Source organism: Mesorhizobium sp. M1A.F.Ca.IN.020.04.1.1 (assembly GCF_003997315.1).
Classification (GTDB): domain Bacteria; phylum Pseudomonadota; class Alphaproteobacteria; order Rhizobiales; family Rhizobiaceae; genus Mesorhizobium.
Genome location: NZ_RZSN01000002.1, coordinates 1 through 20,946, shown reverse-complemented (window position 1 = coordinate 20,946; position 20,946 = coordinate 1). Strand labels below are relative to the sequence as shown.

Here is a 20,946-nt window from a genome sequence, read left to right as displayed (position 1 = left end):
TGATTTCGCGCGGAGACCGTGAAAAAACAATTCGCCACCGGCTCCAATGCAACCGAAGCCGGCGACATGTGTTATGGTTTTCCACCGGGGCAATTTCAGGAAAATGCGATGCGGCTTTCCATGCGGAATTGCATGATAACAAGGAGCGGAATCAGGGCTCCGGACCTAGGAAAGGAAAAACCATGAAGGAGTTCCAATGCGGGACACTCGTCCCGGGCTGCGATTGGCACACGCGCGCCGAGGAGGAAGCCGAGGTCATGCGCCGCGCCGTCGAGCACATGCGTGAAACCCATGGCGAAACCACCATCCGCGAGACCATGATCGAGGCGATCCGCTCGCGCATCCAAAAGGTCCGCGACGCGGCCTGAGGCATCGGGTCACCGTTTTCGGACGACCATTGGCAAAGCCGGCGAGTTGGATGCAGCATCCGGCGCATCTCGCTTCGTTTGCGTCTGATCGCTGGCAACGGCCTGGCTTCGCCGAATTCAAGCAAAAACTTATATTCGTACCGGCTTGGATAACCCCGCGGTAACGGTCTCCATGCGATCGTCGCGCATGATCCGGCGACCGCGGCTGCCCGAGGAGCCGTCCGCCACAAGGCGCGTCTGGATCCGGTGGGGCGAGGTGCTTCGCGCATGCGCGAAAGATCCAACAAACGAGACGGTTTCGGCGCAGCCGCACTGTTGCTGTGCCTAGTCGTTGGCGCCTCGCCGTCGATGGCCCAGGAAATGACCACGTCGCTCGTGAACATCCACCAGGGGTCATGGCTCAGCGACCGCGCCAGAGCTCTCGGCAATGGCGGCTATGAGCTGCAGGACGGGAGCTGGGTCTCATTCAATCGTTGGTACCACAGCGATTGGGTCGACATGCACGTCGACTTCATCACGCAACTTACCGAAGACAGCGGCTTTCTGTGGGGAGTGGGAACCGGGGAACAAGCCGAGAAGTACCGCATCGCGCCGAGCCTCAAGCTCGGTTTTCTCACCCAGACCCATCCGAGCCTCAACAGCACTCTCTCCCTTTCGGTTACCTCGACCTTCGGCGGCAACCTGAGCGAAAAGCCATGCGTGGCCGACTACGGGGATCTGGGCACCTACAGCGTCAACTGCCGGCTTGCGGCCGGGGAGACGGCGCCTGAGGACACGCTGAAATATCTGGTTAACGCTACGCCCGAAAGGCTGCGCCTGTGGCTCAACTACCGTGTTACTTTCTGATCGCCGGGATGCCGCGCATGAGAAATCTTCCTGCTCCCGAACTTCGCGATCGTCCGTCCTCGTTCCTGCTTTGACCGGGAGTAAGACCATGTCTGGTAATTTCTGGAAGCTCGGCATTGCCGCGGCACTGACCATTCTGCCGGCATGCCTGGCGTCGGCGCAGGAAGCTCTCGACGCGGACCAGTCGGCCGCGCTGTGCCACGGCGGCGGGTCCATATGCGTAAGCGCAAAGATACCGGTTGCGCGAACGACACAAGCGGTGCAGAGCTGGATGAGCCCCGATGTCGGCGCCGCGTGGGCGGCTGGCTACAAGGGCAAGGGCGTCACCATCACCATCGTCGACGACTTCAGCAGCTCATCGCGCTTCTCCGGCAATTTCGGCATCGGCACGCAATATCAGCGGCACGGAGAGTGGACGCGCGAAGAAGCAAGCATGATCGCTCCTGCGGCGACCATCCGCTCCAAGGACTTCTCGACGGGTTCGGCCGTCCCGCTGGCAAGTGGCCGCGACGTCCTCAACCTCAGCTACGGCATGTACGCGAACGCGGGTTACAGCGTGAACCAGATCCGCTGGGCCCCGGAGGAGCAATCGATCATCTCCTACGCCAGCAAGGGATCGGCCATCGTCTCGAAAGCGGCTGGCAACGATTCGGTTGCGGTCGGCGGCGTCACCAGCGGACAGCAGGATTATCTCGATCTCGCTCTGATCGGCAAACCGACGGCGATCTTTGTTGGCGCGCTGTCCACAAACGGCACGGCGTCAAACAAGGCTCAGCTTGCCTGGTATTCCAATTACGCCGGCTCCGACCCGACCGTGCAGAGCCATTTCCTGGTGGTCGGCGTCGAAGGCGACAAGACCGGCCTTTACGGCACATCGTTCGCAGCGCCTATCATCTCCGGATATGCCGCAATCATCGGCAGCAAATTCACCAAGGCGACCCCGGTTCAGATCACCAACGACCTGCTCAACACGGCTCGCACCGACACGCTGGTCAACTACAACCCCTCAGTCTACGGCAAGGGCGAGGCAAGCCTTTCGCGCGCCCTGGCCCCGGTGGCGATACGCTGAGCGGCGCCACGATGTAGGACTGATCTAAGCCTCGAGTGCCTGCGCGGCGCGTTTGAGCAGCGCGCCGCGATCCATGGCGAATGCTGAATCCACCCATTCCCTTTCGAGATTCTTCAGCGTGGCGCCAAGCTTCGGGCCGGGCGCGGCGCCGAGTTCGGTCAGGTCGGCCCCCTTGATCGGAAAGCTCGGCTTTTGCCATTTCAAGGCGAAGCCGAGCAGGCGCGAGAAACCGCCGGCTTCCATCATCGCCCGATCGTCCTCGATGGCCCGTGTCCGCGCGGCGGCGAGCGCGAGCCGCAGCCGATCGACGAAGCCTTCGCGGTCGCCGAAATAGAGCTTTTTCGACAATTCCGTCTCGGTCGTCTTGGGTTCAGTCGGAACCGTCAGTGCCCAGTGTCGCAGGCGCTCCCCCTCGTCGGTCGAAAATCTCAGCCTTTCGGCAAGCGTCTTCATGCGCGCGGCATCCGGCGGAACGACGGCCTCCAGCCTGAGCAGCGGATCGGCATCCCAGCCGAGATCCTTTTCGGTCCTGACCAGCCCGTGGATGGCGTCGATGCCCCATTTCTCGCTCTCCGGCAGCACGACGGTGAGGACACCGGCCTGGCGCATCCACAGCAGGGCACGCGATGGGTCGGGCGCCGAAAGCAGCTTCTTCAGTTCGGACCACACGCGTTCGGCTGACAGCCTGCCGAGCCCGTCCTTCAGCCTGGCGCAGGCCTTCAAGCCCTCGGCGTCCGGCCGGCCGTCGCCATACCAGGCGAAGAAGCGGAAGAAGCGCAGGATACGCAGATAATCCTCGCGGATGCGCGCTTCCGGATCGCCGATGAAGCGCAGCCGCCGCACCTCGATATCGGCGACGCCGCCCACAAGGTCGACGATGGCGCCGTCGGCTTCGGCATAAAGCGCATTGATGGTGAAGTCGCGCCGCGCGGCGTCGGCCTTCCAGTCGCGCCCGAAGATGACTTTCGCCCGCCGACCGTCGGTCTCGATGTCGGCCCTGAGCGTCGTGACCTCATAGGCCTTGCCGCCGGCGATTGCCGTGACGGTGCCGTGCTCGATCCCTGTCGGCACGGTCTTGAAGCCGGCTGCCTGGGCGCGGCGGATCGTGTCCTCGGGCACCGTCGTGGTGGCAATGTCAATGTCGGCCACCGGCTGGCCGATCAGCGCATTGCGTACCGCTCCACCGGCCACCCGCGCCTCCTCGCCGCCCTCCTTCAGCGCGGCAAGCAGCTTCTGCAGATGCTTTTCGCCCAGCCAATCGGCCCTGCCCGAGAGAGACACCTCAGCGCTCACGCATAGAGCCTTTCATAGAGTGTGCGGATGATGCCGGCGGTGACGCCCCAGATCCGCTGGCCGCCATAGGGCATCTCGTAGAAGAACCATTCGAGGTCGTTCCACATGCGGCTGTCGCGCGCGTGGTTGACAGGGTCCATCAGGAAGCGCAGCGGCACCTCGAAGGCGGCGTCGACCTCGTCGGCGTTGAGCATCAGCGAAAAGCCCGGCCGCACCACCGAAAGCACCGGCACGATGCGGTAGCCGCTGCCGGAGACATAATCGGGCATGCGGCCGACAATTTCGATGTGATCGCGGTCGAGGCCGATCTCCTCGAATGTCTCCCGCAGCGCTGTGGCCTCAGGGGTGGGATCGGTCGGATCGATGGTGCCGCCGGGAAAGGCGACCTGGCCGGAATGGCTGCGCAGCTTCTCCGCCCGCTTGGTGAGCAGCACCGTGGCGCCGTCGGCGTGATCGACGACCGGGATCAGCACCGCGGCGTCGCGCAGCGGTTTTATATGCTTCAGCCTGGGATGCCCTGGATTGAAGCGGTGGTCGCCGAACTCGTCGCCGGATTGCACCTCGGCCTGGGCCGCTGCGCGGGCGCGAAAATCCGCGATCGAGAACGGCACCGGCGCCACCTGGTCCATCACGCGCTTAGCCGCTCGAGCTTGTCGGCCGACATGATCGGATAAACTTCGCCGCCGGAGCGGACGGCGAACATTGCCCTGCCGCAGACGTCGATCACCTCTCCATGCTCGACCAATTCGTACATCACCGGCCGTGCCACCAAGGCTTCCAGCCGCCCGCGCACCAGCACATAGGGCTTGAGCCCGCCGGTGGCGTCCTCGTCGACGAAGCGCAGCGGATGGCCGGGCCCGGCGGTGACCACGTCCCCGACATTGGTGCGGAACGTGATGATCTGGCCGTTGCCGGTCCCGGACACGTTCATCTCGACGGCGATGAAGGGCGCATCGGCGACGCGGATGCGGACGCGCTCCACCGGCGTCACCAGGTAGGTCTTGCCGTCGGCGTCCTTGCGCAACACGCTGGAAAAGAGCTGCACCAGCGGCATGCGCCCGATCGGCGTGCCGAGGTAGAACCAGGTGCCGTCGGCCCTGATCTCCATATCGAGGTCGCCGCAGAAGTCCGGATTCCAGCGCTCCACCGGAGCCGGCCCCTTGCCGGCGCGCGCCGCGCGCGAGATCAGCGCCTCCAGCCCGCGCGCCTCGGTGGCGCTGGTCAGGCCCTTTTCACCGGATTCTGTGCGATGCGTCATGGTCACGAAATAGTCACTGTTGTCCGGATTGTCAGCCTTGTCAGCCCAAGCCTGTGATTTAAGTTCAATCGCAAGCGCCGGGCGAGGCCGAATCGCGGCATTCTGCGAATCGAGAATGCAAGCCGGTATTTCCAACCACAAGGATCGAACGGCATGAGCGTGATGATCAAGGAAAGCCCGTTGAGCGACAAGGCGATGATCGAGCAGGCCGAGAAGGCGCTGTCCGACATCTCCAAGGTCCGCGACGCCGTAGGCCGCGTGATCTTCGGCCAGGAAGCCGTTGTCGAGCGCACGCTGGTTGCGCTGCTTGCCGGCGGGCATGCGCTCCTCGTCGGCGTGCCAGGCCTCGCCAAGACCAAGCTGGTCGAGACACTGGGCATCGTGCTCGGCCTCGATTCCCGCCGCATCCAGTTCACGCCCGACCTGATGCCGTCCGACATCCTCGGCTCCGAAGTCATGGAGCAGGATGAGCTTGGCAAACGATCCTTCCGCTTCCTCCGCGGGCCTATCTTTTCGCAGCTTTTGATGGCCGACGAGATCAACCGTGCCTCGCCGCGCACCCAGTCGGCGCTGCTGCAGGCGATGCAGGAATATCACGTCACCATTGCCGGCGTTCGCCACGACCTGCCCTCGCCCTTCCACGTGCTGGCGACGCAGAACCCGCTGGAGCAGGAAGGCACCTATCCGCTGCCGGAAGCGCAGCTCGATCGTTTCCTGATGCAGGTCGACATCCTCTATCCGGAGATCGAGGCCGAACGCCGCATCCTGCTCGAAACCACCGGCGTCGAGGAGGCCAAGGCCGACAATGTGCTGCAGCCAGCCAGGCTGAAGGAAATTCAGACGCTGATCCGCCGCATGCCGGTGCCCGAAAGCGTCGTCGAAGCGATCCTCAAGCTGGTGCGCTCGGCTCGTCCCGGTCAGGGGATTGCCGACACCGACAAGCATGTCGCCTGGGGTCCTGGTCCGCGCGCCAGCCAGGCGCTGACCCTGTGCGCCCGAGCACGCGCTCTATATGATGGCAGGCTGGCGCCGTCGGTCGACGACATCCGTGCCCTCGCCGAGCCGGTGCTGCAGCATCGCATGGCGCTGACCTTCGCCGCCCGCGCCGAAGGCACATCCGTGCGCGACGTGGTGGCGAAACTGGCAAAAGGCATCTGATGGGTCGAATAGGCGAGGTCCAGGCACCGGTTGCGACGCGCGACGCGCTCGCCCGTGGCCGGTTGCGGGCCTCTCTGGTGCCGGATCTGCTGGTCGAGGCGCGCCGCATCGTCAACACGGTGATCGCCGGCTGGCATGGCCGCCGCAAGCGCGGCATCGGCGAGAATTTCTGGCAGTTCCGCCCCTATGTCGAAGGCGATGCCTCGCGCATCGACTGGCGCCGCTCGGCCCGCGACGACCACACCTATGTGCGCGACCGCGAGTGGGAGGCGGCCCATACCGTCTGGCTCTGGTCGGATCCCTCGCCGTCCATGCTCTACAAATCCTCCGGAGCCGGCGTTTCCAAGGAATCGCGCGCGCTGGTGCTGGCGCTTGCGTTGGCCGAGCTCCTGTCGCGCAGCGGCGAGCGCATCGCCTGGCCGGGCCTCACCGACCCGTTCACCGCCCGCAACGGCGCCGAACGCATCGCGGCCCAGCTCAGCCATGCCGGCAACCTGGCGGCGAAGCCCGATCTCTCCACCATCCGCCGCTTCTGCGACATCGTCATCGTCAGCGACTTTCTCGATCCAGTCGAGGAGACCATGGCCTGGCTCGACGTGCTCGCCCGTCACGGCGTGCGCGCGCATCTGATCGAGGTCGCCGACCCGGCCGAGGAGACCTTCCCCTATGCCGGCCGCACCGAATTCACCGATCCCGAGACCGGCGACAAGCTGACCGCCGGCCGCGCCGAAACGCTTAAAGACGAATACCGCCTGCTCTATATCGCTCGCCGCCAGGAACTGGCCGGCTGGTGCAAGCGCCTCGGCTGGAGCTTTACCGTCAATCATACCGACCGCCTCGCCTCCGAGGCGCTCGTGCGCGTCCACATGGCGATGACCGCCGACAGCAGCCGTCCGGGACTGACCTCGGGTCATGCCGGGCTGACCGCCGGTGGCGGTCATGCAGGGCTGACCGCGGGCGGTGATGCCGGAAAGGCGGTCGCATGAGTTGGCTGCCGCTTTCCTTCGGCGCGCCGATGGTGCTGTGGGGGCTGCTGGCCCTGCCGGTGATCTGGTACCTGTTGAGGCTGACGCCGCCCAGGCCGCGGACCGAAGTCTTTCCGCCGCTGAGAATCCTCGCCCGCGTCCTGAGGCGCGAGGAGACGCCGCATCAAAGCCCCTGGTGGCTGACATTGCTTCGCTTGCTTATGGCCGCCCTTGTCGTCACCGCGCTCGCCGAGCCGATCTTCAATCCGCGCGAAAAGCTGCCGGCCGAGGGCTCGGCGCTCGCGCTGGTCATCGACAATGACTGGGCAAGCGCCGCCGACTGGGGCAAGCGCGTCGCCACCGCCGAGCGGCTGATTGCGGACGCCGGCTCGAACGGCGTGCCGGTCGTCATCGCCTTTACCGCCGAGAAGCCGAATGCCGAGATCGGCCCCTTCGATGCATCGGCCGCGCTCGACCGGCTGCGCGCGGCGAAGCCGCGCCCGATCCCGACCGACCGCCCCGCCGTCTATGCCCGCGTCGCAGCCACTTTGGAGCGCCTGCCCGGCGCCAGCGTCGCCGTGCTTGCCGATGGCCTTGCCGCCACCGGCGATGAAGCGGCGTTCAAGACGCTCCTGGAAAGGAATGCCGCGAGGCTGGTCTGGGCTACCTCGGACCGGCTCTCGCTCACCGGCCTGACCAGCGCCGACAATCAGGTCGACGGCTTCACGCTGACCGCCATCCGCGCGCCGGGCGACCCGGCACCGGCGCAGGTCACCGCGGGCGCCTTCGACGACAAGGGCCGCCGCATCGCCGACGCGACTCTGACCTTCGCGCCGGGTCAGGCCACCGCCACCGGAACGATGAAGGTGCCGTTCGAATTGCGCAACGACTTCGCCTCGATAGCACTCGATGGCGAGCACCAGGCCGGTGCCGTTCGTGTGCTGGACGAGAGCTCCAAGCGCCGCCGCGTCGGTCTGCTTTCGCAGGCCGAGGCAGACCAGGCGCAGCCGCTGCTGTCGCCGCTCTATTACATTCGCCGCGCGCTGCAGCCTTTCGCCGATCTGGTGGAGCCGTCGAGCGCCGATCTGGCCGATGCCATTCCGCAGCTTCTCGACCAGAAGCCGGCGATGATCATCATGGCCGATGTCGGCACCATCCCCGCGCAGGTCCGGCAACGGCTGGTCGACTGGGTGAACAATGGCGGCACGCTGGTGCGTTTTGCCGGTTCAAGGCTGGCTGCCGCCGGCAACGACGATGATCTCTTGCCGGTCCGGCTGCGCAGCGGCGAGCGCGCGCTGGGCGGCGCGCTTTCGTGGACGACGCCGCAACCGGTCACCGAATTCCCGAAGAACGGCCCGTTCGCCGACCTCGCGCCGCCGACGGAGGTGACGGTCAGCCGGCAGGTGCTGGCCGAGCCGACGCCCGACATCGTCGAGCGCACCTGGGCGACGCTTGCCGACGGCACGCCGCTGGTCACGGGCATGAAGAAGGACAAGGGAACGCTGGCGCTCTTCCACGTGACACCGGAGGCGACCTGGTCGAACCTGCCGATCTCCGGCAGCTTCGTCGAGATGCTGAGACGCATAGTGCAATTGTCGCGCAACCAGGGCGCCGCGGTCGCCAATGCCGAGGCGGCCGCAGCATCGCTGGCCCCCTATCGCATGATCGGCGCCGACGGCGCGCTGGTGCCGCCGACACCCGATGCGCGGCCGCTCGTGCCCGCCGCCGGCCCGCTTCCAGTGACACTGGAAAACCCGCCCGGCCTCTACGGTTCGGAAACCGGCGTTTTCGCGCACAACCTGCTCAACGCCTCAAGCACATTCACGCCGCTTGCTCGGCCACAGGTCTCGCTGCCGGTGACGGCCATCCCTTACGCCTTCGACGAATCGGAGAACCTGAAAGGCCCGCTGGTCACATTGGCCCTCATGCTGATGGTGCTCGACACGCTTGCCGTGTTCTGGATGGGTGGGCTGTTCTCGCGCCGGCCGCGCCGCGCCGCGGCGACCGCCGCTGCCCTGCTGATCGTGTTCGGCGGGCTCTTCGGCCACGTCGACTTTGCCCGCGCCGATGATTCGAAGCCGGGCGATGCCCAGGCCATCGAGGACATTTCGAAAACTCGCATCGCCTATGTCATCACCGGCGAGCCCGGCGTCGATTCAATCAGCCGCGCCGGCCTTGAGGGCCTCACCCGCTTCCTGATCGAGAAGACCGCGCTGGAACCCGGCCCGCCGGCGGGTGTCAACATCTCCAAGGATGAACTGACCTTCTATCCGCTGATCTACTGGCCAATCGACGCTACCGCGCCGATGCCCAGCGAAGCCGCGATCGCCCGCATCGACGCCTATATGCAGCAGGGCGGCACGGTTCTCTTCGACACGCGCGACCAGTTCTCCAACGGCATCGGCGGCGGCTCGGCAAGCCCGGCCACCGAGCGGCTGCGCGATATTCTCGGCAATCTGAACGTGCCGCCGCTGGAGCCGGTGCCCTCGGACCATGTGCTGACGAAGTCCTTCTTCATCCTTCCGGAGTTTCCCGGCCGCTTCAACGGCAGTCCGCTCTGGGTCGAAGCCTCGCTCGATGCCAGCAACACCGAGAACCGTCCCGTGCGCACCGGCGACGGCGTCTCCCCGATCATGATCACCGGTAATGATTTCGCCGGCGCCTGGGCGGTCGACGAGAACGGCGATCCGATGCTGCCGACCGTGCCGCCGGATCCGATGCAGCGCGTCTACGCGCTGCGCGCCGGCGTCAACATCATGATGTACATGCTGACCGGCAACTACAAATCCGACCAGGTGCATGTGCCCGTCCTGCTCGAACGGCTGGGACAGTAGTTCATGAACTGGTCGATCTCCTTCGAGCCGCTCGTTTCCTGGCCGCTGTTCTGGGTCGTCATCGTGCCGCTCGCGCTGCTCGCGCTGGCCGGCCTGTGGTTCCGTCAGCGCGGCTCTGTCCTGCGCTTCATCGCCCTGCTTGCGCTGGGCGCGGCACTGCTCAATCCCGTTTTCCTCGACGAGGAACGCGAGGCATTGAAGAGCGTCGTCGCGGTCATCGTCGATCGCAGCCAGAGCCAGGACATCGGCGACCGCACCAAGCAGACCGACGAAGCGCTGACGGGCCTTCAGCAGCGCCTCGGCCGCTTCAAGCAATTCGACGTCCGCGTCGTCGAGGCCGGCAAATCCGAGGCCGCCGATGAGCGCACTGAAACCAGGCTGTTCGGCGCGCTGGAAAGCGCTTTCCGCGATGTGCCGCCCTCGCGCATCGGCGGCGCCATCATGATCACCGATGGCGAGGTGCATGACGCGCCGGCCGGCGCTCCGGAATTCAACGCGCCGCTCCATGCGCTGATCACGGGCAACGAGCACGAGAAGGACCGCCGCATCCGCTTCGAGAACGCGCCGCGCTTTGGCCTCGTCGGCAAGCCGCTCGACATGAGCTATCGGGTCCTTTCCACCGAAGGTCAGGGCGGCCCGGTCGACGTGCGGGTCTCGGTCAATGGCGAGCAGGTCTCTGTCGAGCATGCGACCATCGGTCAGCCGATGAAGCTTGAAGTCACCATTCCCAACGCGGGCCGCAACATCGTCCAGCTTTCGATCGACCACGAGCCGGGCGAGTTGACCGACACCAACAACCGCGCCATCGCGCTGGTCGACGGCATTCGCGATCATCTGCGCGTGCTTCTGGTCTCCGGCGAGCCGCATGCCGGCGAGCGCACCTGGCGCAACCTGTTGAAATCCGACGCTTCGGTCGACCTCGTCCACTTCACCATTCTGCGACCGCCGGAAAAGCAGGACGGCACCCCGATCAACGAGCTGTCGCTGATCGCCTTCCCGACGCGCGAGCTGTTCGTCGAGAAGATCAAGGATTTCGATCTGATCATCTTCGATCGCTATCAGCACCGCGACGTGCTGCCGATCCTGTATTACGACTACATCTCCGAATATGTCGAAAAGGGTGGCGCGCTGCTGATTGCCGCCGGCCCCGAATATGCCGGCGAAAGCTCCATCGCCCGAACGCCGCTGATGTCGGCCCTGCCCGCGATGCCGAGCGGCGAGGTCGTCGATAAGGCCTTCTATCCGCGTCTCACCGATCTCGGCCAGCGCCACCCAGTCACGCGCGGGCTCGACGGCTCCGCCGCCGATCCGCCGCGCTGGAGCCGCTGGTTCCGCACCATCGGCGTCAAGAATCCCGAGGGCGCGGTGGTGATGAAAGGGGCCGACGACCGCCCCCTGCTTGTGCTCGACCGCAAGGGCGAAGGCCGGGTCGGCATGCTGCTTTCCGATCAGGGCTGGCTGTGGGCGCGCGGCTTCGAAGGCGGCGGGCCGCATGTCCAGCTCTATCGGCGCATCGCCCATTGGCTGATGAAGGAACCCGAACTTGAAGAAGAGCGGCTGACCGCCGACGGCCGCGGCATGGTGCTGGAAATCCGCCGCCAGACGATGAGCGACGATCCCGGCCCCGCCCAGGTGATCACGCCTTCCGGCAAGACGATGACGGTCAAGCTGGAAAAAGCCGAACCAGGGATTTTCACGGGCAGCCTGCAGACCAGCGAGATCGGCCTCTATCAGGTCGGCAACGGCGACCTCACCGCGCTTGCCCATGTCGGCCCGATCAATGCGCCTGAATTCGCCGATGTCGTTTCCACCGAGGACAGGCTGAAGGCACCGGCCGAGGCGACCGGCGGCAGCGTGCGCCGGCTCGCGCCATCCTCCATGCTTGGCGATCTTGCCGGCGGTGTGGCATTGCCTTCGATCGTACCTGTCCGCTCCTCGGGGGCGGCATCGGGGAACGATTGGATCGGGCTGCGCACCACCGACGACAGCACGCTGAAGGCCGTCTCGCGCGTGCCGCTGTTCGGCGGCTTCCTCGGCCTCGGCTTGCTGCTCCTGGCCATCGGCTCGATGTGGTATCGAGAAGGAAGGTAGAGCCTTTTCCTTCTCCCCCTTCCGGGGAAACGTGCCCGAAAGGGCGGATGAGGGGCGGCGCGCAACAATCAAATACGGCGCTTGCCCCCACCCTCACCCTGCTCGGCCGGCGGCCTCGCTTTCCCTCTCCAGGACACGGGCGAGGCAGAGCCGCCCTACTCTTCCGGCTCGGTCGTGAACAGCAGCGGATAGCCCTTGGCCTTACCGGCGTCGGTTGCTCGCGCGGCCTTGGTCTCGGCAACGTCGCGCGTGAAGACGGCGACCACGCAGACGCCGCGCGTATGCGCGGTGATCATCACGCGATGCGCCTGATCCTCGCTGAGCTTGAACTCGCCTTTAAGCACCGTCACCACGAACTCCCGCGGCGTGAAGTCGTCATTGACCAGGATGACCTTGTAGAGCTTCGGCCGCTCGGTCTTCGGCTGCGTCTTGGTACGCGGTTTGAGGACGGTCTCAGGCATTGGAATTCACCAGTTGGAAACTGGGTCTGGCTTGCACTTCCTCAGGCAGGGAAGCATTTGTCCATTTGTCCGCTGGAGAGCGGAGAATCGAGGGACGATGAAGGCTTATGTGGGATAGCGCTGTTTGCGCTTCAACGCCCGTGCCGACCGATCGTGCGACGCACCGTCGTCCATGTTGGAACCGCGCTCCATGAACGCGCCAATCATCCAGGCGGCGATGCCGATCAGCGTCGCGCCCGTCAGCACGATCAGGACCCAGCTCTGTGCCGGCGTGATGTAGTCGAAGCTCGATGAGATGGCCGGCGCGAAAAGTTCCGGCTCGGTCCTGCCGCTGGCGGGATCCGGCACTGGGCTGGCTGTCAAGATGATCAGCGCTCTTGCTGCCGCGGTGGCAACCAAGCCGCCGAGAGCCAGCGAGCGCATCATGGACGAAAGCCGCTTCTTCATGCGGATTGTCCTACGGCACCGGCTTTGCGATCGGGTTAAGGAAGTGGCGCGGCGCAAGCTGCCGGTGTCAGGATTCGGCCGCTGGAAGCCGCCCCGGCCGGTTTCGGCCGGAGCGGTCTTGAAAGATCAGGATCGAAGCCTGGATTAGGACTTCTTCGCGTCCTTCTTCGGGGCCTTCTTGACCGGGCACTTGTGGGTCTTGGTCACCTTGCAGGCCTTCTTGGCGGCGACCTTCTTCGGAGCGGTCTTCGCCGTAGCGTCAGCGGCCGGAGCCGTGGTCGTGGTCGAGGCGGCCGGAGCGGCGGTCGTCGTGGCGGCGGCGTTGCTGACAGCCGGCATCGAGAAAGCGAGAGCAACAGCGAGGCCGAGGGCGGAGAGGAGGGACTTTGTCATGGCTTCATTTCCTTTTTCATGCGGGTCGAGGAGTTGAGCGTCACTGAACCGGGTCGATCGGTGTCACTCCAAGCAGCTTCAAAGCGTTTGCGAGCATCCGGATGCCCTGCGCCTGTTTCTTGGCAGCGCAGAACCGGTTTCCCTTTCTTTGAAGTGCCTTCGCCGCGGTGACCTGCGTTGCCGCGGCATGGGTTTCGAGGGCTTCGTCAACTTGACGGTTGAGATTGGTGCAGCGCTCGGTCCGGGTCAGCGGCGTTACCTTTGCGTTGGAGGCCCCGACTGCGGCTGTGATGAGCGACATGCTAAGCAAAGCACCCATCACGCTGATCCAGAACCTCTGCATCGGTCTTGCCCGTTACTCCGGAAACTTGCGTCGCAGCCGATGACCTGACCGCCACGGCACCAGTTATGCCCTTGAAATTTTTCACGAGTTTTTCCCGAGTGTAGAATTTTGTTTCTGAATTGTTTCTGGGGAAGCCATTCCGTCCCACGTCGCCGCCACTGGCCAAGATGTGGCCCGAATTCTATCGTGTGGGTGATCACAGAAGGGCAGCTTGGCTACACAAATCGCGGGGTTCTCGTGAAATCCGACTCGCACATACTGATCGTCGATGACGACAAGGGCATACGCGACCTGCTTCAGGAGTTTTTCCAGAAGCGGGGGCTGCGCACGACAGTGGCCGCCGACGGCACCGAGATGGAGTCGATCCTGCGCCGGGCGCAGGTCGACCTGATCGTGCTCGATGTGATGCTTCCCGGTAAAAGCGGGCTGGAACTGTGCCGCGAGATCCGCGCCAATCACACGACACCGATCATCATGCTGACCGCGGTGACCGAGACGACGGATCGCGTCGTCGGGCTCGAGATGGGGGCTGATGACTATGTGCCGAAACCCTTCGATCCGCGCGAATTGCTCGCCCGCATCCGAGCGGTGCTGAGGCGCAACGGCACGGCCGAGCCGCGCCGGCCCACAGCCAAGCAGATCTACCGCTTTGCCGGCTGGACCATGGATTGCTCGCGCCGCCGGCTGACGGCGCCCGACGACGTGCGGGTGGAACTGACGATGGCGGAGTTCAACCTGCTGCAGACCTTCGTCAAGAGCGCGCAACGCGTTCTCACCCGCGAGCAGCTCATCGAGTTGTCCGGCGGCGACACCGGTTACAGCTTCGATCGCAGCGTCGACATCCTGGTCAGCCGCCTGCGCCGCAAGATGGAGGACGATCCCAAGACGCCGAAACTGATCTTGACTGTTCGCAGCGGTGGCTATCAGTTTCTGCCCGAAACGACCTCCGAATGAGACGCTTGCTGCCGCAAACCCTGCCTGTCTGGGTTCTGCTCATCGTCATTGCCGGCCTGATGATCAGCCAGGTCGCGACGCTTTATATCGTGGCGCGCGACCGCGCCGCCGCCAACGATGTGGTTGATCTCTATCGGCTGAACGACCGCGCCTATTCGCTGGTGCAGCTTATGCATGACGCCACGCCTGAAGAACGCAAGACGACCGCTTCCGGTCTGTTCAATGCCACCTACGCATTGACCGTTTCGGACAGCCCCGCCGTCACTTCCTCGATCGCCGGCGATGACCAGCTAGCCGAGTTGGAGGACATCCTGGTCGGCCGCCTGTCCAAGTTCGGCATCACCGACGCGCGTGTGCGGCGCGATCCGGCAACGCAGGAAGCCGATGTCCCGGACGGTCAGGTGATGAACAAGGATGTCGGCCAGGTCGAGCGCGATCTGCTGGTGCTGGCCGCGGATTTCGCCCAGAGCGACAAGCTGACGGCGTCGCTGCGCTTTTCCGACGGCCAGTGGCTGAACTTCACCGAGCCGATCACGCCGGCTGGGCCGATCCTGAGTTGGGACAGCCTGCCGCTCTATTCGCTGATAGCGGGACTGATCATCGTGATGTCGATCTGGTCGCTGCGCCGGCTGACCGCACCCTATCGCATGATGGAGACCGCGGTGAACCGCATCGGCAAGGACCTCAAAAGCCCGCCCATCGCCGAGACCGGCAGCCGCGAAATCCGCGCCGCGGCAAAGGCGGTCAACGCCATGCAGATGCGCCTGCGCGACTATGTCGAGGACCGCGAGCACCTGGCGGCGGCACTGGCGCATGATCTGCGCACGCCGCTGACCAGGATGCGATTGCGTCTTGAGCTGCTGCGCAAATCGCCGGCCCGTGAAGCGCTGGCGCATGACCTTGCCGACATCGAGAGCATCGCAAGCTCGGTGATCGACTTCGCCAAATTCGAGGTCACCGAGGAAAAGGCCGAGCGGATCGACTTCTGGTCGCTGGTGGAGGCGGTCGCCGACATGTTCGAGGACGCTTCGTTCGACGAGGACGCCACGCCGTCGCGCGGCCTGGTCTGCATCGCGCGGCCGGTGGCGCTGCGCCGCTGCATCACCAATCTAGTCCAGAACGCCGTCACCTATGGCAAGAAGGCGCATATCGGCGTGCAGCGCTCTGGCGATACAATCACGCTCAGCATCCGCGATGAAGGGCCGGGCATTCCGCAGGCAAAGCTGGATCAGGTGTTCGGTTCCTTCGTGCGCCTCGAACAGTCGCGCAACCGCGAGACCGGCGGGCTCGGCCTCGGCCTGACCATCGCCCGCAACATCGCCCGCGGCGCCGGCGGCGAGATCAGCCTTTCCAACCATCCCGGCGGCGGCCTGCTGACGGAGCTGCGCCTGCCGCTGGCAGTTTGAGTCAGCAAGCGCCTTCCCGGCTGCTCCAGAGGACTGGATCAGCCGCGCCATCCTTGTGATAGTGCAGCCCGCCCTAAAGCGCCGTGCGTCCTCCAGGACGCGGGATTCTGTAGCACTTCAATTTGGTGCATGACCCTTACCGAACCGAAGGTCAGCGACGCAAAAATCGATTCTGATTTTAGGATCCCCGCACGAGGAACCGAACCATGTTCTACGCAATCCTTGCCTATCACGTCGAAGAGACCGTCCAGTCCTGGACGCCCGACGAGGATGCAGCCGTCATGAAAGACCTGCTCGAGATCAACGACAGGCTGACCCGCGCCGGCAAGCTGGGCCCGGCGGCAAGGCTGGGCGAGACGGCGAAAGCCGTCACGCTGCGCGGTCCGGGCGACGGCATGGTGATCGACGGCCCCTTTGCCGAGACCAAGGAGCAGTTGCTGGGCCTCTATGTGCTGGATTGCGCCAACCAGGACGAGGCGATAGCGGTGGCGCGCGATCTCAGGCGCGTCAATCCCACCGCCGTCTACGAGATCCGGCCGATTGCGCTTTATCTGCCGGGCGCGCCGCTGGCCTGAATTCCGGGAGAAGCGACGGATTCACCGCAGCGGGCGGCGCCCGGCGGTGCAGCTGCGCGCCGCAGCATCCGCGGGGGCTTCATCGGCCGGATAGCCGAAATCCTTCAGCTCCGAAATGGACAGACCGGCCAAAGCCCTGCGCTGCATGGCGTCCTGATACCGGCGCTGGAACCCGGCGAAGATCAACCCGATATTGGCGGCGAGCGTGCCGGCAACTCGGGTGCTCGGCTGGCAGGTTCTGATATTGATGTAGGTCATCGTCATTCTCCCTCGTTCGAACTCACGAGGGACAGTGTCTCATCGGCGCGCTTTGGCAACGTTCGTCCAGGCGTGAAACCGCAGGAAAAACCCCGCAAAATCGTCGTTAAGTCGGCGGCGGGACATGGTATTCTGCTTAACGCTGTTTCACGGGGCCCCGGATGCACATTCGATTGCTTGGCGGCATCGAGGTTGTCTCCGCAGGCAGGCAACCTCTGCACTTCGCGACGCGCAAGACGTCGCTGCTCTTTGCCGCGCTGGTTCTGGCCGGCCCGAAAGGGCTTCGCCGCGAGAAAGTGGCGGCGATGCTGTGGACCGGCAGCGGCGAGCAGCAGGCGCGAAACAGCCTGCGCCAGGCCCTGGTCGACATCAGGCGGCTGTTTCCGTCCACCGGCAACGAGGCCATTCGCATCGAAGGCAATGCCGACACCATCTGGGTGGTGGCGAATGACAACGAGGCCGACATCTGGATTTTCGACCGGAACTGCCAGGCCGATGACGGCGCGAGCCTCGCGGCAGCTGCCGACCTGTACCGGGGTGACCTGCTCGACGGACTGCCATCCCCCGGCGAAATCGACGAATGGCTTGCGCCGCTTCGGGCGAACTACACCCGCAAGGCGTTGGACCTGGCCGAACGGCTGAGCCTCCTGCCGGAACTCGGTGAACGCGAGGAGCAGGCCTGCGAAAGACTGGCTGAGCGGCTAGTGACGTCCGACCCATGCGCCGAGCAGGCCCACCGCGCCCTGATCCGCGTCTTCCGCCGCCACGGCCGCACCAACGACGCCTTTCGCCAGTTCCTGGCCTGTAAGGAAGCGCTCAAGCGCGAGCTCGGTGTCGAGCCTGAGGAAGCGACGCGGGCGCTGATCGAACGCATCGAGGCGCCAATGGAGCTGAAGGGTTCGATAGCCGACTATGGCCAGCCCGAGGCCGAACTTTCCCGCCTGGAAGCGAAGGCGCCTCGCCCTGTCGTTTCGGTGCCGGAAAAGCCGTCGATCGCGGTCCTGCCGTTCCAGAACATGAGCGGCGACGCCGAGCAGGAATATTTCACTGACGGCGTTGTCGAGGAGATCACGACGGCGCTGTCGCATGTCAGCTGGCTGTTCGTGATCGCGCGGAATTCCGCCTTCGCCTACAAGGGCCAGGCGGTTGACGTCACCCGCGTGGCACGCGAGCTCGGGGTGCGCTATGTGCTGGAGGGCAGTGTCCGCAAGGCCGGCAGCCGGCTTCGGGTGGCAGGTCAGCTTATCGAGGCGTCGGCGGGAGTAAATCTCTGGGCCGACCGCTTCGAAGGCGATGTCTCGGAAGTGTTCGAACTGCAGGACCTCGTTGCCTCCAGTGTCATCGGCGCAATTTCACCCAGACTCGAACAGGCCGAGATGGCGCGCGCCAAGCGCAAGCCCACCGAGAGCCTCGACGCTTATGACCACTATCTGCGCGGCATGGCGAGCCTTTACCGCTGGACGAGAGAAGGGCTGGAGGAGGCGTTGCCACAGTTCTACAGGGCCATCCAGCTCGACCCCGATTTTGCCGCCGCGGAAGGCGCTGCCGCCTGGTGCTATTTCTGGCGCATGGCGAATGGCTGGATGATCGACCGGCAGAAGGAAACAGCCGAGGTATCCAGGCTGGTCGGCGACGTGGCTATCGCCGGCAAGGACGATGCGGTGGCGCTGGCTTTCAGCGGCCTGGCGCTGGGTTATGTCACCGGCGATTACGAGGCCGGATCGGCACTGGCCGACCGCGCGCTCGTGCTCAACCCGAACTGCGCAGCCGCCTGGAGCGCCAGCGGCTGCCTCAAGGCCTGCCATGACGACCCGGACATGGCAATCGAGCACATGTCGCGGGCAAGGCGGCTGAGCCCGCTCGATCCGCTGACCTTCTTCATGCAGACCTTCACTGCCTTCGCTCACTTCGTGGCCGGCCGCTACGACGCCGCCTGGCCGCTCGCCGAGGCGGCGTCGCGCGCGCAGCCCTATTATCTCACCGGCCTGCGTGTGGCGGCCGCCAGCAACGCCATGGCCGGCAGGCTGGATGCCGCGAGCAGGCACATCGCGCGCTCGCTGGAGCTCGACCCGCAACTGAAGCTTTCCAACCTCAAGCATCGGGTAGGGCAGATCAGGCCAGAATATTTCGCCAAATATGTCGAGGCGCTACGGCTGGCCGGCCTCCCGGAATGACATGTCTTGGCGCTCTCTCGTCAGTCTGGTAGCGCCGCGGCCTTGATTTCCGCTCCGATGCGAAGCGTCTCACGCAGCAGGAGATCGAGGTCGTCGCGGCGGGTGCGGTGGTTGGTGATCGCGACCCGCAGGCAGTGCTGCCCGTGCACCGTGGTGTCGGACACGGCTGCAATGCCTTCTTCCTGCAGCCTGAGCATGATTTCGGTGTTGAACGCCTTGAGCCGTTCCTCGGAGGCGCCGTCCAGGCGATGGCGGAAGCAGACGATGTTGATGGTGGTCGGCGCCGTCAGCTCGAGCGCCGGCTCGGCCCGGATCAGCTCGGTCAGATAGCCGGCCTGGGCGATGTTCTGGTCGATCAGCCGCCCGAATTTCTCGATGCCATGCTCCTTGAGCGACATCCAGATCTTGAGCGCGCGAAAACCGCGCGATGTCTGCAGGCCATAGTCGTGCAGCCATTGCCCTGAGGCGAGGCCACGCGGCGTCGATTCCAGATATTCCGGCGTTACGGCGAAGGCGTTGCGGTGGGCGACGGCGTCGCGAACCAGCGCACAGCCCGCTTCGAAGGGCGCGTGCAGCCATTTGTGCGGGTCGAGCGCGACGGAATGGGCGCGTTCAATGCCGGCGACGAGCGATCTGTTTTCAGGCGCGATGGCGATCAGGGCGCCGATGCAGCCATCGACATGAAACCAGAGGTCTTCCTCTGCCGCCAACACGGCCAGCGCCCGCAAGTCGTCGATCGCGCCCGTGTTGACGGTTCCTGCGGTGCCGATGATGCAAGCCGGCTTGAAACCTGCCGCGCGGTCTTCCGCGATGGCGGTCTTGAGCGCATCGACATCGATGCGCAGATCGGCGTCGGTCGAGACCCGCCGCAGCGCCCGGTTGCCGAGGCCGAGCGCTTCCATGGCCTTGCGGTGGCAGGAATGGACCTGGTCCGAGGCGTAGAAGCGCAACGGTTTTGGGATCGCCCCGACACCCCTTTCGCGCACGTCGACGCCTGCTTTGGCATTGCGCGCCACGGTCAAACCGATGAGGTTGGCCATCGAGCCGCCGCTGACAAGCGTGCCGCTGGCCGAAGCCGGGAAGCCCACCATCTCCTTGCACCAGTCGACCACCTGGCTGTCCATCAGCCCGGCGGCGTGATTGCCGCCGCCGAGGTTCGAGCCCTGGATCGCCGCCAGGAAATCGCCCAGCGCGCCCGTGAAATTGCTTGACCCCATATACCAGGACCAGAAGCGCGGATGGATGTTGCCCATCGGATAGGCCATGACGTTGCGGGCGACATCGCCATAGACGTCGGCTATCGGTGCCGGCGAGCGCGGCAGCGGCGCCGAGAAGAAGGCGCGAACCTCGACCGGCATTTGGCGCCACACCGGACGGTCCCGGACATCCTTGAGATAAGCGACGGCATCCTCGACGATCCGATGCGACAGGGCCTGCATCTCGGCCCAGTCTGGCGGGTCGAGCGTCTCATCCATCACCGCTGTTTCCTGCATAGTGTCCATTCGCTGCTCCCCCGCGATCATTCCTGGATCGTCGCGCGGCGCCGCCATCCGAGTGGACAGCAGCGCCGCGATTTGTCTTCAGGCGTCGAACTGGCAGCCTGGTGTCGAGCGCGACAGTGCCGTCTCCTCGGCATCCATCTCAGCCTCGATGCCGTCGAAGAGCGGGGTCGACGTATAGCGCTCGCCGGTGTCGGGCAGCATGCACAGGATCACCGAGTCCGCCGGAGCGGTGCCCGCGATCTGGCGCGCGACGGCGAAGGTGGCGCCGCCTGAAATGCCGGTGAAGATGCCTTCCTGCTGCGCCAGGGCCTTGGCCCATTTAATGCCTTCCGGGCCGGCGATCGGCACCACATCGTCATAGTAGCGCTTATCGATCGCCTCCTGCAGCACGTTGGGGATGAAGTCCGGCGTCCAGCCCTGGATCGGATGCGGCTCGAAGGCCGGATGGCTGGCGGACGGCGCACCGCCATGGCCACGCTCCTGCGGCTTGCCGCTGCCGATAAGCTGCGCGTTCGCCGGTTCGGCAAGCACGATGCGGACATCCCGCCGCT

At 65.1% G+C, this 20,946-nt stretch carries 21 protein-coding genes; 11 read left to right on the top strand and 10 right to left on the bottom strand.

Annotated elements, in window-relative coordinates; genetic code table 11:
• The first annotated feature begins 182 nt into the window (after positions 1 to 182).
• The 3 genes from EOA49_RS01125 to EOA49_RS33000 all read left to right on the top strand — a co-directional run bounded on the left by EOA49_RS01125 (position 183) and on the right by EOA49_RS33000 (position 2,283).
• Positions 183 to 368 carry a DUF1059 domain-containing protein gene (locus EOA49_RS01125; RefSeq protein ID WP_066994310.1) on the top strand — a complete coding sequence of 62 codons (186 nt, stop codon included), beginning with the start codon at positions 183 to 185 and terminating at the stop codon, positions 366 to 368.
• Between the two features lie 267 nt (positions 369 to 635).
• A complete protein-coding gene (locus EOA49_RS01120) occupies positions 636 to 1,214 on the top strand; it encodes a hypothetical protein (protein WP_066994307.1) in 579 nt (192 codons plus the stop codon).
• Positions 1,215 to 1,302: 88 nt separating this feature from the next.
• Positions 1,303 to 2,283, top strand: coding sequence for a S8/S53 family peptidase (locus EOA49_RS33000; protein ID WP_127217042.1), 981 nt, complete (start codon positions 1,303 to 1,305; stop codon positions 2,281 to 2,283).
• A gap of 24 nt (positions 2,284 to 2,307) precedes the next feature.
• Here the strand turns inward: EOA49_RS33000 and EOA49_RS01110 are convergent, their stop codons facing one another.
• From EOA49_RS01110 to EOA49_RS01100, 3 genes are read right to left on the bottom strand one after another with little or no spacing between them, the layout of a single operon-like run.
• Positions 2,308 to 3,576 (bottom strand): CCA tRNA nucleotidyltransferase, encoded by a 1,269-nt coding sequence (locus EOA49_RS01110; protein WP_127240237.1) that lies wholly within the window; start codon positions 3,574 to 3,576, stop codon positions 2,308 to 2,310.
• Positions 3,573 to 4,205, bottom strand: coding sequence for a CoA pyrophosphatase (locus EOA49_RS01105; RefSeq protein ID WP_127240243.1), 633 nt, complete (start codon positions 4,203 to 4,205; stop codon positions 3,573 to 3,575). Before EOA49_RS01105 ends, EOA49_RS01110 begins: the two co-directional genes overlap by 4 nt.
• On the bottom strand, positions 4,205 to 4,834 hold the full coding sequence (locus EOA49_RS01100; protein ID WP_127240235.1) for a DUF1285 domain-containing protein: 630 nt from the start codon (positions 4,832 to 4,834) through the stop codon (positions 4,205 to 4,207). Before EOA49_RS01100 ends, EOA49_RS01105 begins: the two co-directional genes overlap by 1 nt.
• 153 nt (positions 4,835 to 4,987) lie before the next feature.
• Between EOA49_RS01100 and EOA49_RS01095 the strand changes: the two genes are divergently transcribed.
• Genes EOA49_RS01095 through EOA49_RS01080 form a run of 4 tightly spaced genes read left to right on the top strand, consistent with a single transcriptional unit; the run spans position 4,988 to position 11,882 of the window.
• Positions 4,988 to 5,992, top strand: a complete 1,005-nt coding sequence (locus tag EOA49_RS01095) for a MoxR family ATPase (RefSeq protein ID WP_095801682.1) — start codon at positions 4,988 to 4,990, stop codon at positions 5,990 to 5,992.
• On the top strand, positions 5,992 to 6,978 hold the full coding sequence (locus tag EOA49_RS01090) for a DUF58 domain-containing protein (RefSeq protein WP_067326514.1): 987 nt from the start codon (positions 5,992 to 5,994) through the stop codon (positions 6,976 to 6,978). Before EOA49_RS01095 ends, EOA49_RS01090 begins: the two co-directional genes overlap by 1 nt.
• A complete protein-coding gene (locus EOA49_RS01085; protein ID WP_127240233.1) occupies positions 6,975 to 9,791 on the top strand; it encodes a DUF4159 domain-containing protein in 2,817 nt (938 codons plus the stop codon). Before EOA49_RS01090 ends, EOA49_RS01085 begins: the two co-directional genes overlap by 4 nt.
• A gap of 3 nt (positions 9,792 to 9,794) precedes the next feature.
• Positions 9,795 to 11,882: a hypothetical protein gene (locus EOA49_RS01080; protein ID WP_095801685.1), complete on the top strand. Its 2,088-nt coding sequence runs from the start codon at positions 9,795 to 9,797 to the stop codon at positions 11,880 to 11,882.
• Between the two features lie 155 nt (positions 11,883 to 12,037).
• On the opposite strand, the gene clpS is transcribed toward EOA49_RS01080, so the two are convergent.
• The 4 genes from clpS to EOA49_RS01060 form a co-directional block, all read right to left on the bottom strand.
• A complete protein-coding gene (gene clpS / locus EOA49_RS01075) occupies positions 12,038 to 12,343 on the bottom strand; it encodes an ATP-dependent Clp protease adapter ClpS (protein WP_040989718.1) in 306 nt (101 codons plus the stop codon).
• 105 nt (positions 12,344 to 12,448) lie between these two features.
• On the bottom strand, positions 12,449 to 12,790 hold the full coding sequence (locus EOA49_RS01070) for a hypothetical protein (protein ID WP_245460467.1): 342 nt from the start codon (positions 12,788 to 12,790) through the stop codon (positions 12,449 to 12,451).
• A gap of 144 nt (positions 12,791 to 12,934) precedes the next feature.
• Positions 12,935 to 13,183, bottom strand: a complete 249-nt coding sequence (locus tag EOA49_RS01065; protein ID WP_066994288.1) for a hypothetical protein — start codon at positions 13,181 to 13,183, stop codon at positions 12,935 to 12,937.
• 40 nt (positions 13,184 to 13,223) lie between these two features.
• On the bottom strand, positions 13,224 to 13,526 hold the full coding sequence (locus EOA49_RS01060) for a hypothetical protein (protein ID WP_066994286.1): 303 nt from the start codon (positions 13,524 to 13,526) through the stop codon (positions 13,224 to 13,226).
• A gap of 237 nt (positions 13,527 to 13,763) precedes the next feature.
• On the opposite strand from EOA49_RS01060, the gene EOA49_RS01055 reads away from it, so the two are divergent.
• The 3 genes from EOA49_RS01055 (at position 13,764) to EOA49_RS01045 (ending at position 16,461) form a co-directional block, all read left to right on the top strand.
• Positions 13,764 to 14,480 carry a response regulator transcription factor gene (locus EOA49_RS01055; protein ID WP_066994281.1) on the top strand — a complete coding sequence of 239 codons (717 nt, stop codon included), beginning with the start codon at positions 13,764 to 13,766 and terminating at the stop codon, positions 14,478 to 14,480.
• Complete coding sequence (locus tag EOA49_RS01050) at positions 14,477 to 15,886, top strand: ATP-binding protein (RefSeq protein ID WP_127240232.1); 1,410 nt, start codon at positions 14,477 to 14,479, stop codon at positions 15,884 to 15,886. Before EOA49_RS01055 ends, EOA49_RS01050 begins: the two co-directional genes overlap by 4 nt.
• A gap of 206 nt (positions 15,887 to 16,092) precedes the next feature.
• The gene (locus EOA49_RS01045; RefSeq protein WP_066994274.1) at positions 16,093 to 16,461 is read left to right on the top strand and encodes a YciI family protein; all 369 of its coding nucleotides are present in this window, start codon (positions 16,093 to 16,095) and stop codon (positions 16,459 to 16,461) included.
• A 21-nt stretch (positions 16,462 to 16,482) separates the two neighbouring features.
• On the opposite strand, the gene EOA49_RS01040 is transcribed toward EOA49_RS01045, so the two are convergent.
• Entirely contained in the window at positions 16,483 to 16,719 is a 237-nt protein-coding gene (locus EOA49_RS01040; RefSeq protein ID WP_127242994.1) for a hypothetical protein, read from the bottom strand.
• A gap of 161 nt (positions 16,720 to 16,880) precedes the next feature.
• Here EOA49_RS01040 and EOA49_RS01035 point away from each other — a divergent pair, with 161 nt between their 5' ends.
• Positions 16,881 to 18,893 carry a BTAD domain-containing putative transcriptional regulator gene (locus tag EOA49_RS01035; protein WP_127242078.1) on the top strand — a complete coding sequence of 671 codons (2,013 nt, stop codon included), beginning with the start codon at positions 16,881 to 16,883 and terminating at the stop codon, positions 18,891 to 18,893.
• Between the two features lie 20 nt (positions 18,894 to 18,913).
• Here EOA49_RS01035 and EOA49_RS01030 read toward each other — a convergent pair whose 3' ends face one another.
• Entirely contained in the window at positions 18,914 to 20,395 is a 1,482-nt protein-coding gene (locus EOA49_RS01030) for an aspartate aminotransferase family protein (RefSeq protein ID WP_127242079.1), read from the bottom strand.
• Positions 20,396 to 20,473: 78 nt separating this feature from the next.
• On the bottom strand, positions 20,474 to 20,946 hold a 473-nt coding region (locus EOA49_RS01025), incomplete at its 5' end, for a pyridoxal-phosphate dependent enzyme (protein ID WP_245460466.1).

Bases quoted from the DNA above. Each gene is read 5' to 3' on its own strand.
- EOA49_RS01125 (WP_066994310.1), top strand. From the start codon at position 183: ATGAAGGAGTTCCAATGCGGGACACTCGTCCCGGGCTGCGATTGGCAC.
- EOA49_RS01120 (WP_066994307.1), top strand. From the start codon at position 636: ATGCGCGAAAGATCCAACAAACGAGACGGTTTCGGCGCAGCCGCACTG.
- EOA49_RS33000 (WP_127217042.1), top strand. From the start codon at position 1,303: ATGTCTGGTAATTTCTGGAAGCTCGGCATTGCCGCGGCACTGACCATT.
- EOA49_RS01105 (WP_127240243.1), bottom strand. From the start codon at position 4,205: ATGGACCAGGTGGCGCCGGTGCCGTTCTCGATCGCGGATTTTCGCGCC.
- EOA49_RS01100 (WP_127240235.1), bottom strand. From the start codon at position 4,834: ATGACGCATCGCACAGAATCCGGTGAAAAGGGCCTGACCAGCGCCACC.
- EOA49_RS01095 (WP_095801682.1), top strand. From the start codon at position 4,988: ATGAGCGTGATGATCAAGGAAAGCCCGTTGAGCGACAAGGCGATGATC.
- EOA49_RS01090 (WP_067326514.1), top strand. From the start codon at position 5,992: ATGGGTCGAATAGGCGAGGTCCAGGCACCGGTTGCGACGCGCGACGCG.
- EOA49_RS01085 (WP_127240233.1), top strand. From the start codon at position 6,975: ATGAGTTGGCTGCCGCTTTCCTTCGGCGCGCCGATGGTGCTGTGGGGG.
- EOA49_RS01080 (WP_095801685.1), top strand. From the start codon at position 9,795: ATGAACTGGTCGATCTCCTTCGAGCCGCTCGTTTCCTGGCCGCTGTTC.
- clpS (WP_040989718.1), bottom strand. From the start codon at position 12,343: ATGCCTGAGACCGTCCTCAAACCGCGTACCAAGACGCAGCCGAAGACC.
- EOA49_RS01070 (WP_245460467.1), bottom strand. From the start codon at position 12,790: ATGAAGAAGCGGCTTTCGTCCATGATGCGCTCGCTGGCTCTCGGCGGC.
- EOA49_RS01065 (WP_066994288.1), bottom strand. From the start codon at position 13,183: ATGACAAAGTCCCTCCTCTCCGCCCTCGGCCTCGCTGTTGCTCTCGCT.
- EOA49_RS01060 (WP_066994286.1), bottom strand. From the start codon at position 13,526: ATGCAGAGGTTCTGGATCAGCGTGATGGGTGCTTTGCTTAGCATGTCG.
- EOA49_RS01050 (WP_127240232.1), top strand. From the start codon at position 14,477: ATGAGACGCTTGCTGCCGCAAACCCTGCCTGTCTGGGTTCTGCTCATC.
- EOA49_RS01045 (WP_066994274.1), top strand. From the start codon at position 16,093: ATGTTCTACGCAATCCTTGCCTATCACGTCGAAGAGACCGTCCAGTCC.
- EOA49_RS01040 (WP_127242994.1), bottom strand. From the start codon at position 16,719: ATGACCTACATCAATATCAGAACCTGCCAGCCGAGCACCCGAGTTGCC.
- EOA49_RS01035 (WP_127242078.1), top strand. From the start codon at position 16,881: ATGCACATTCGATTGCTTGGCGGCATCGAGGTTGTCTCCGCAGGCAGG.
- EOA49_RS01030 (WP_127242079.1), bottom strand. From the start codon at position 20,395: ATGGACACTATGCAGGAAACAGCGGTGATGGATGAGACGCTCGACCCG.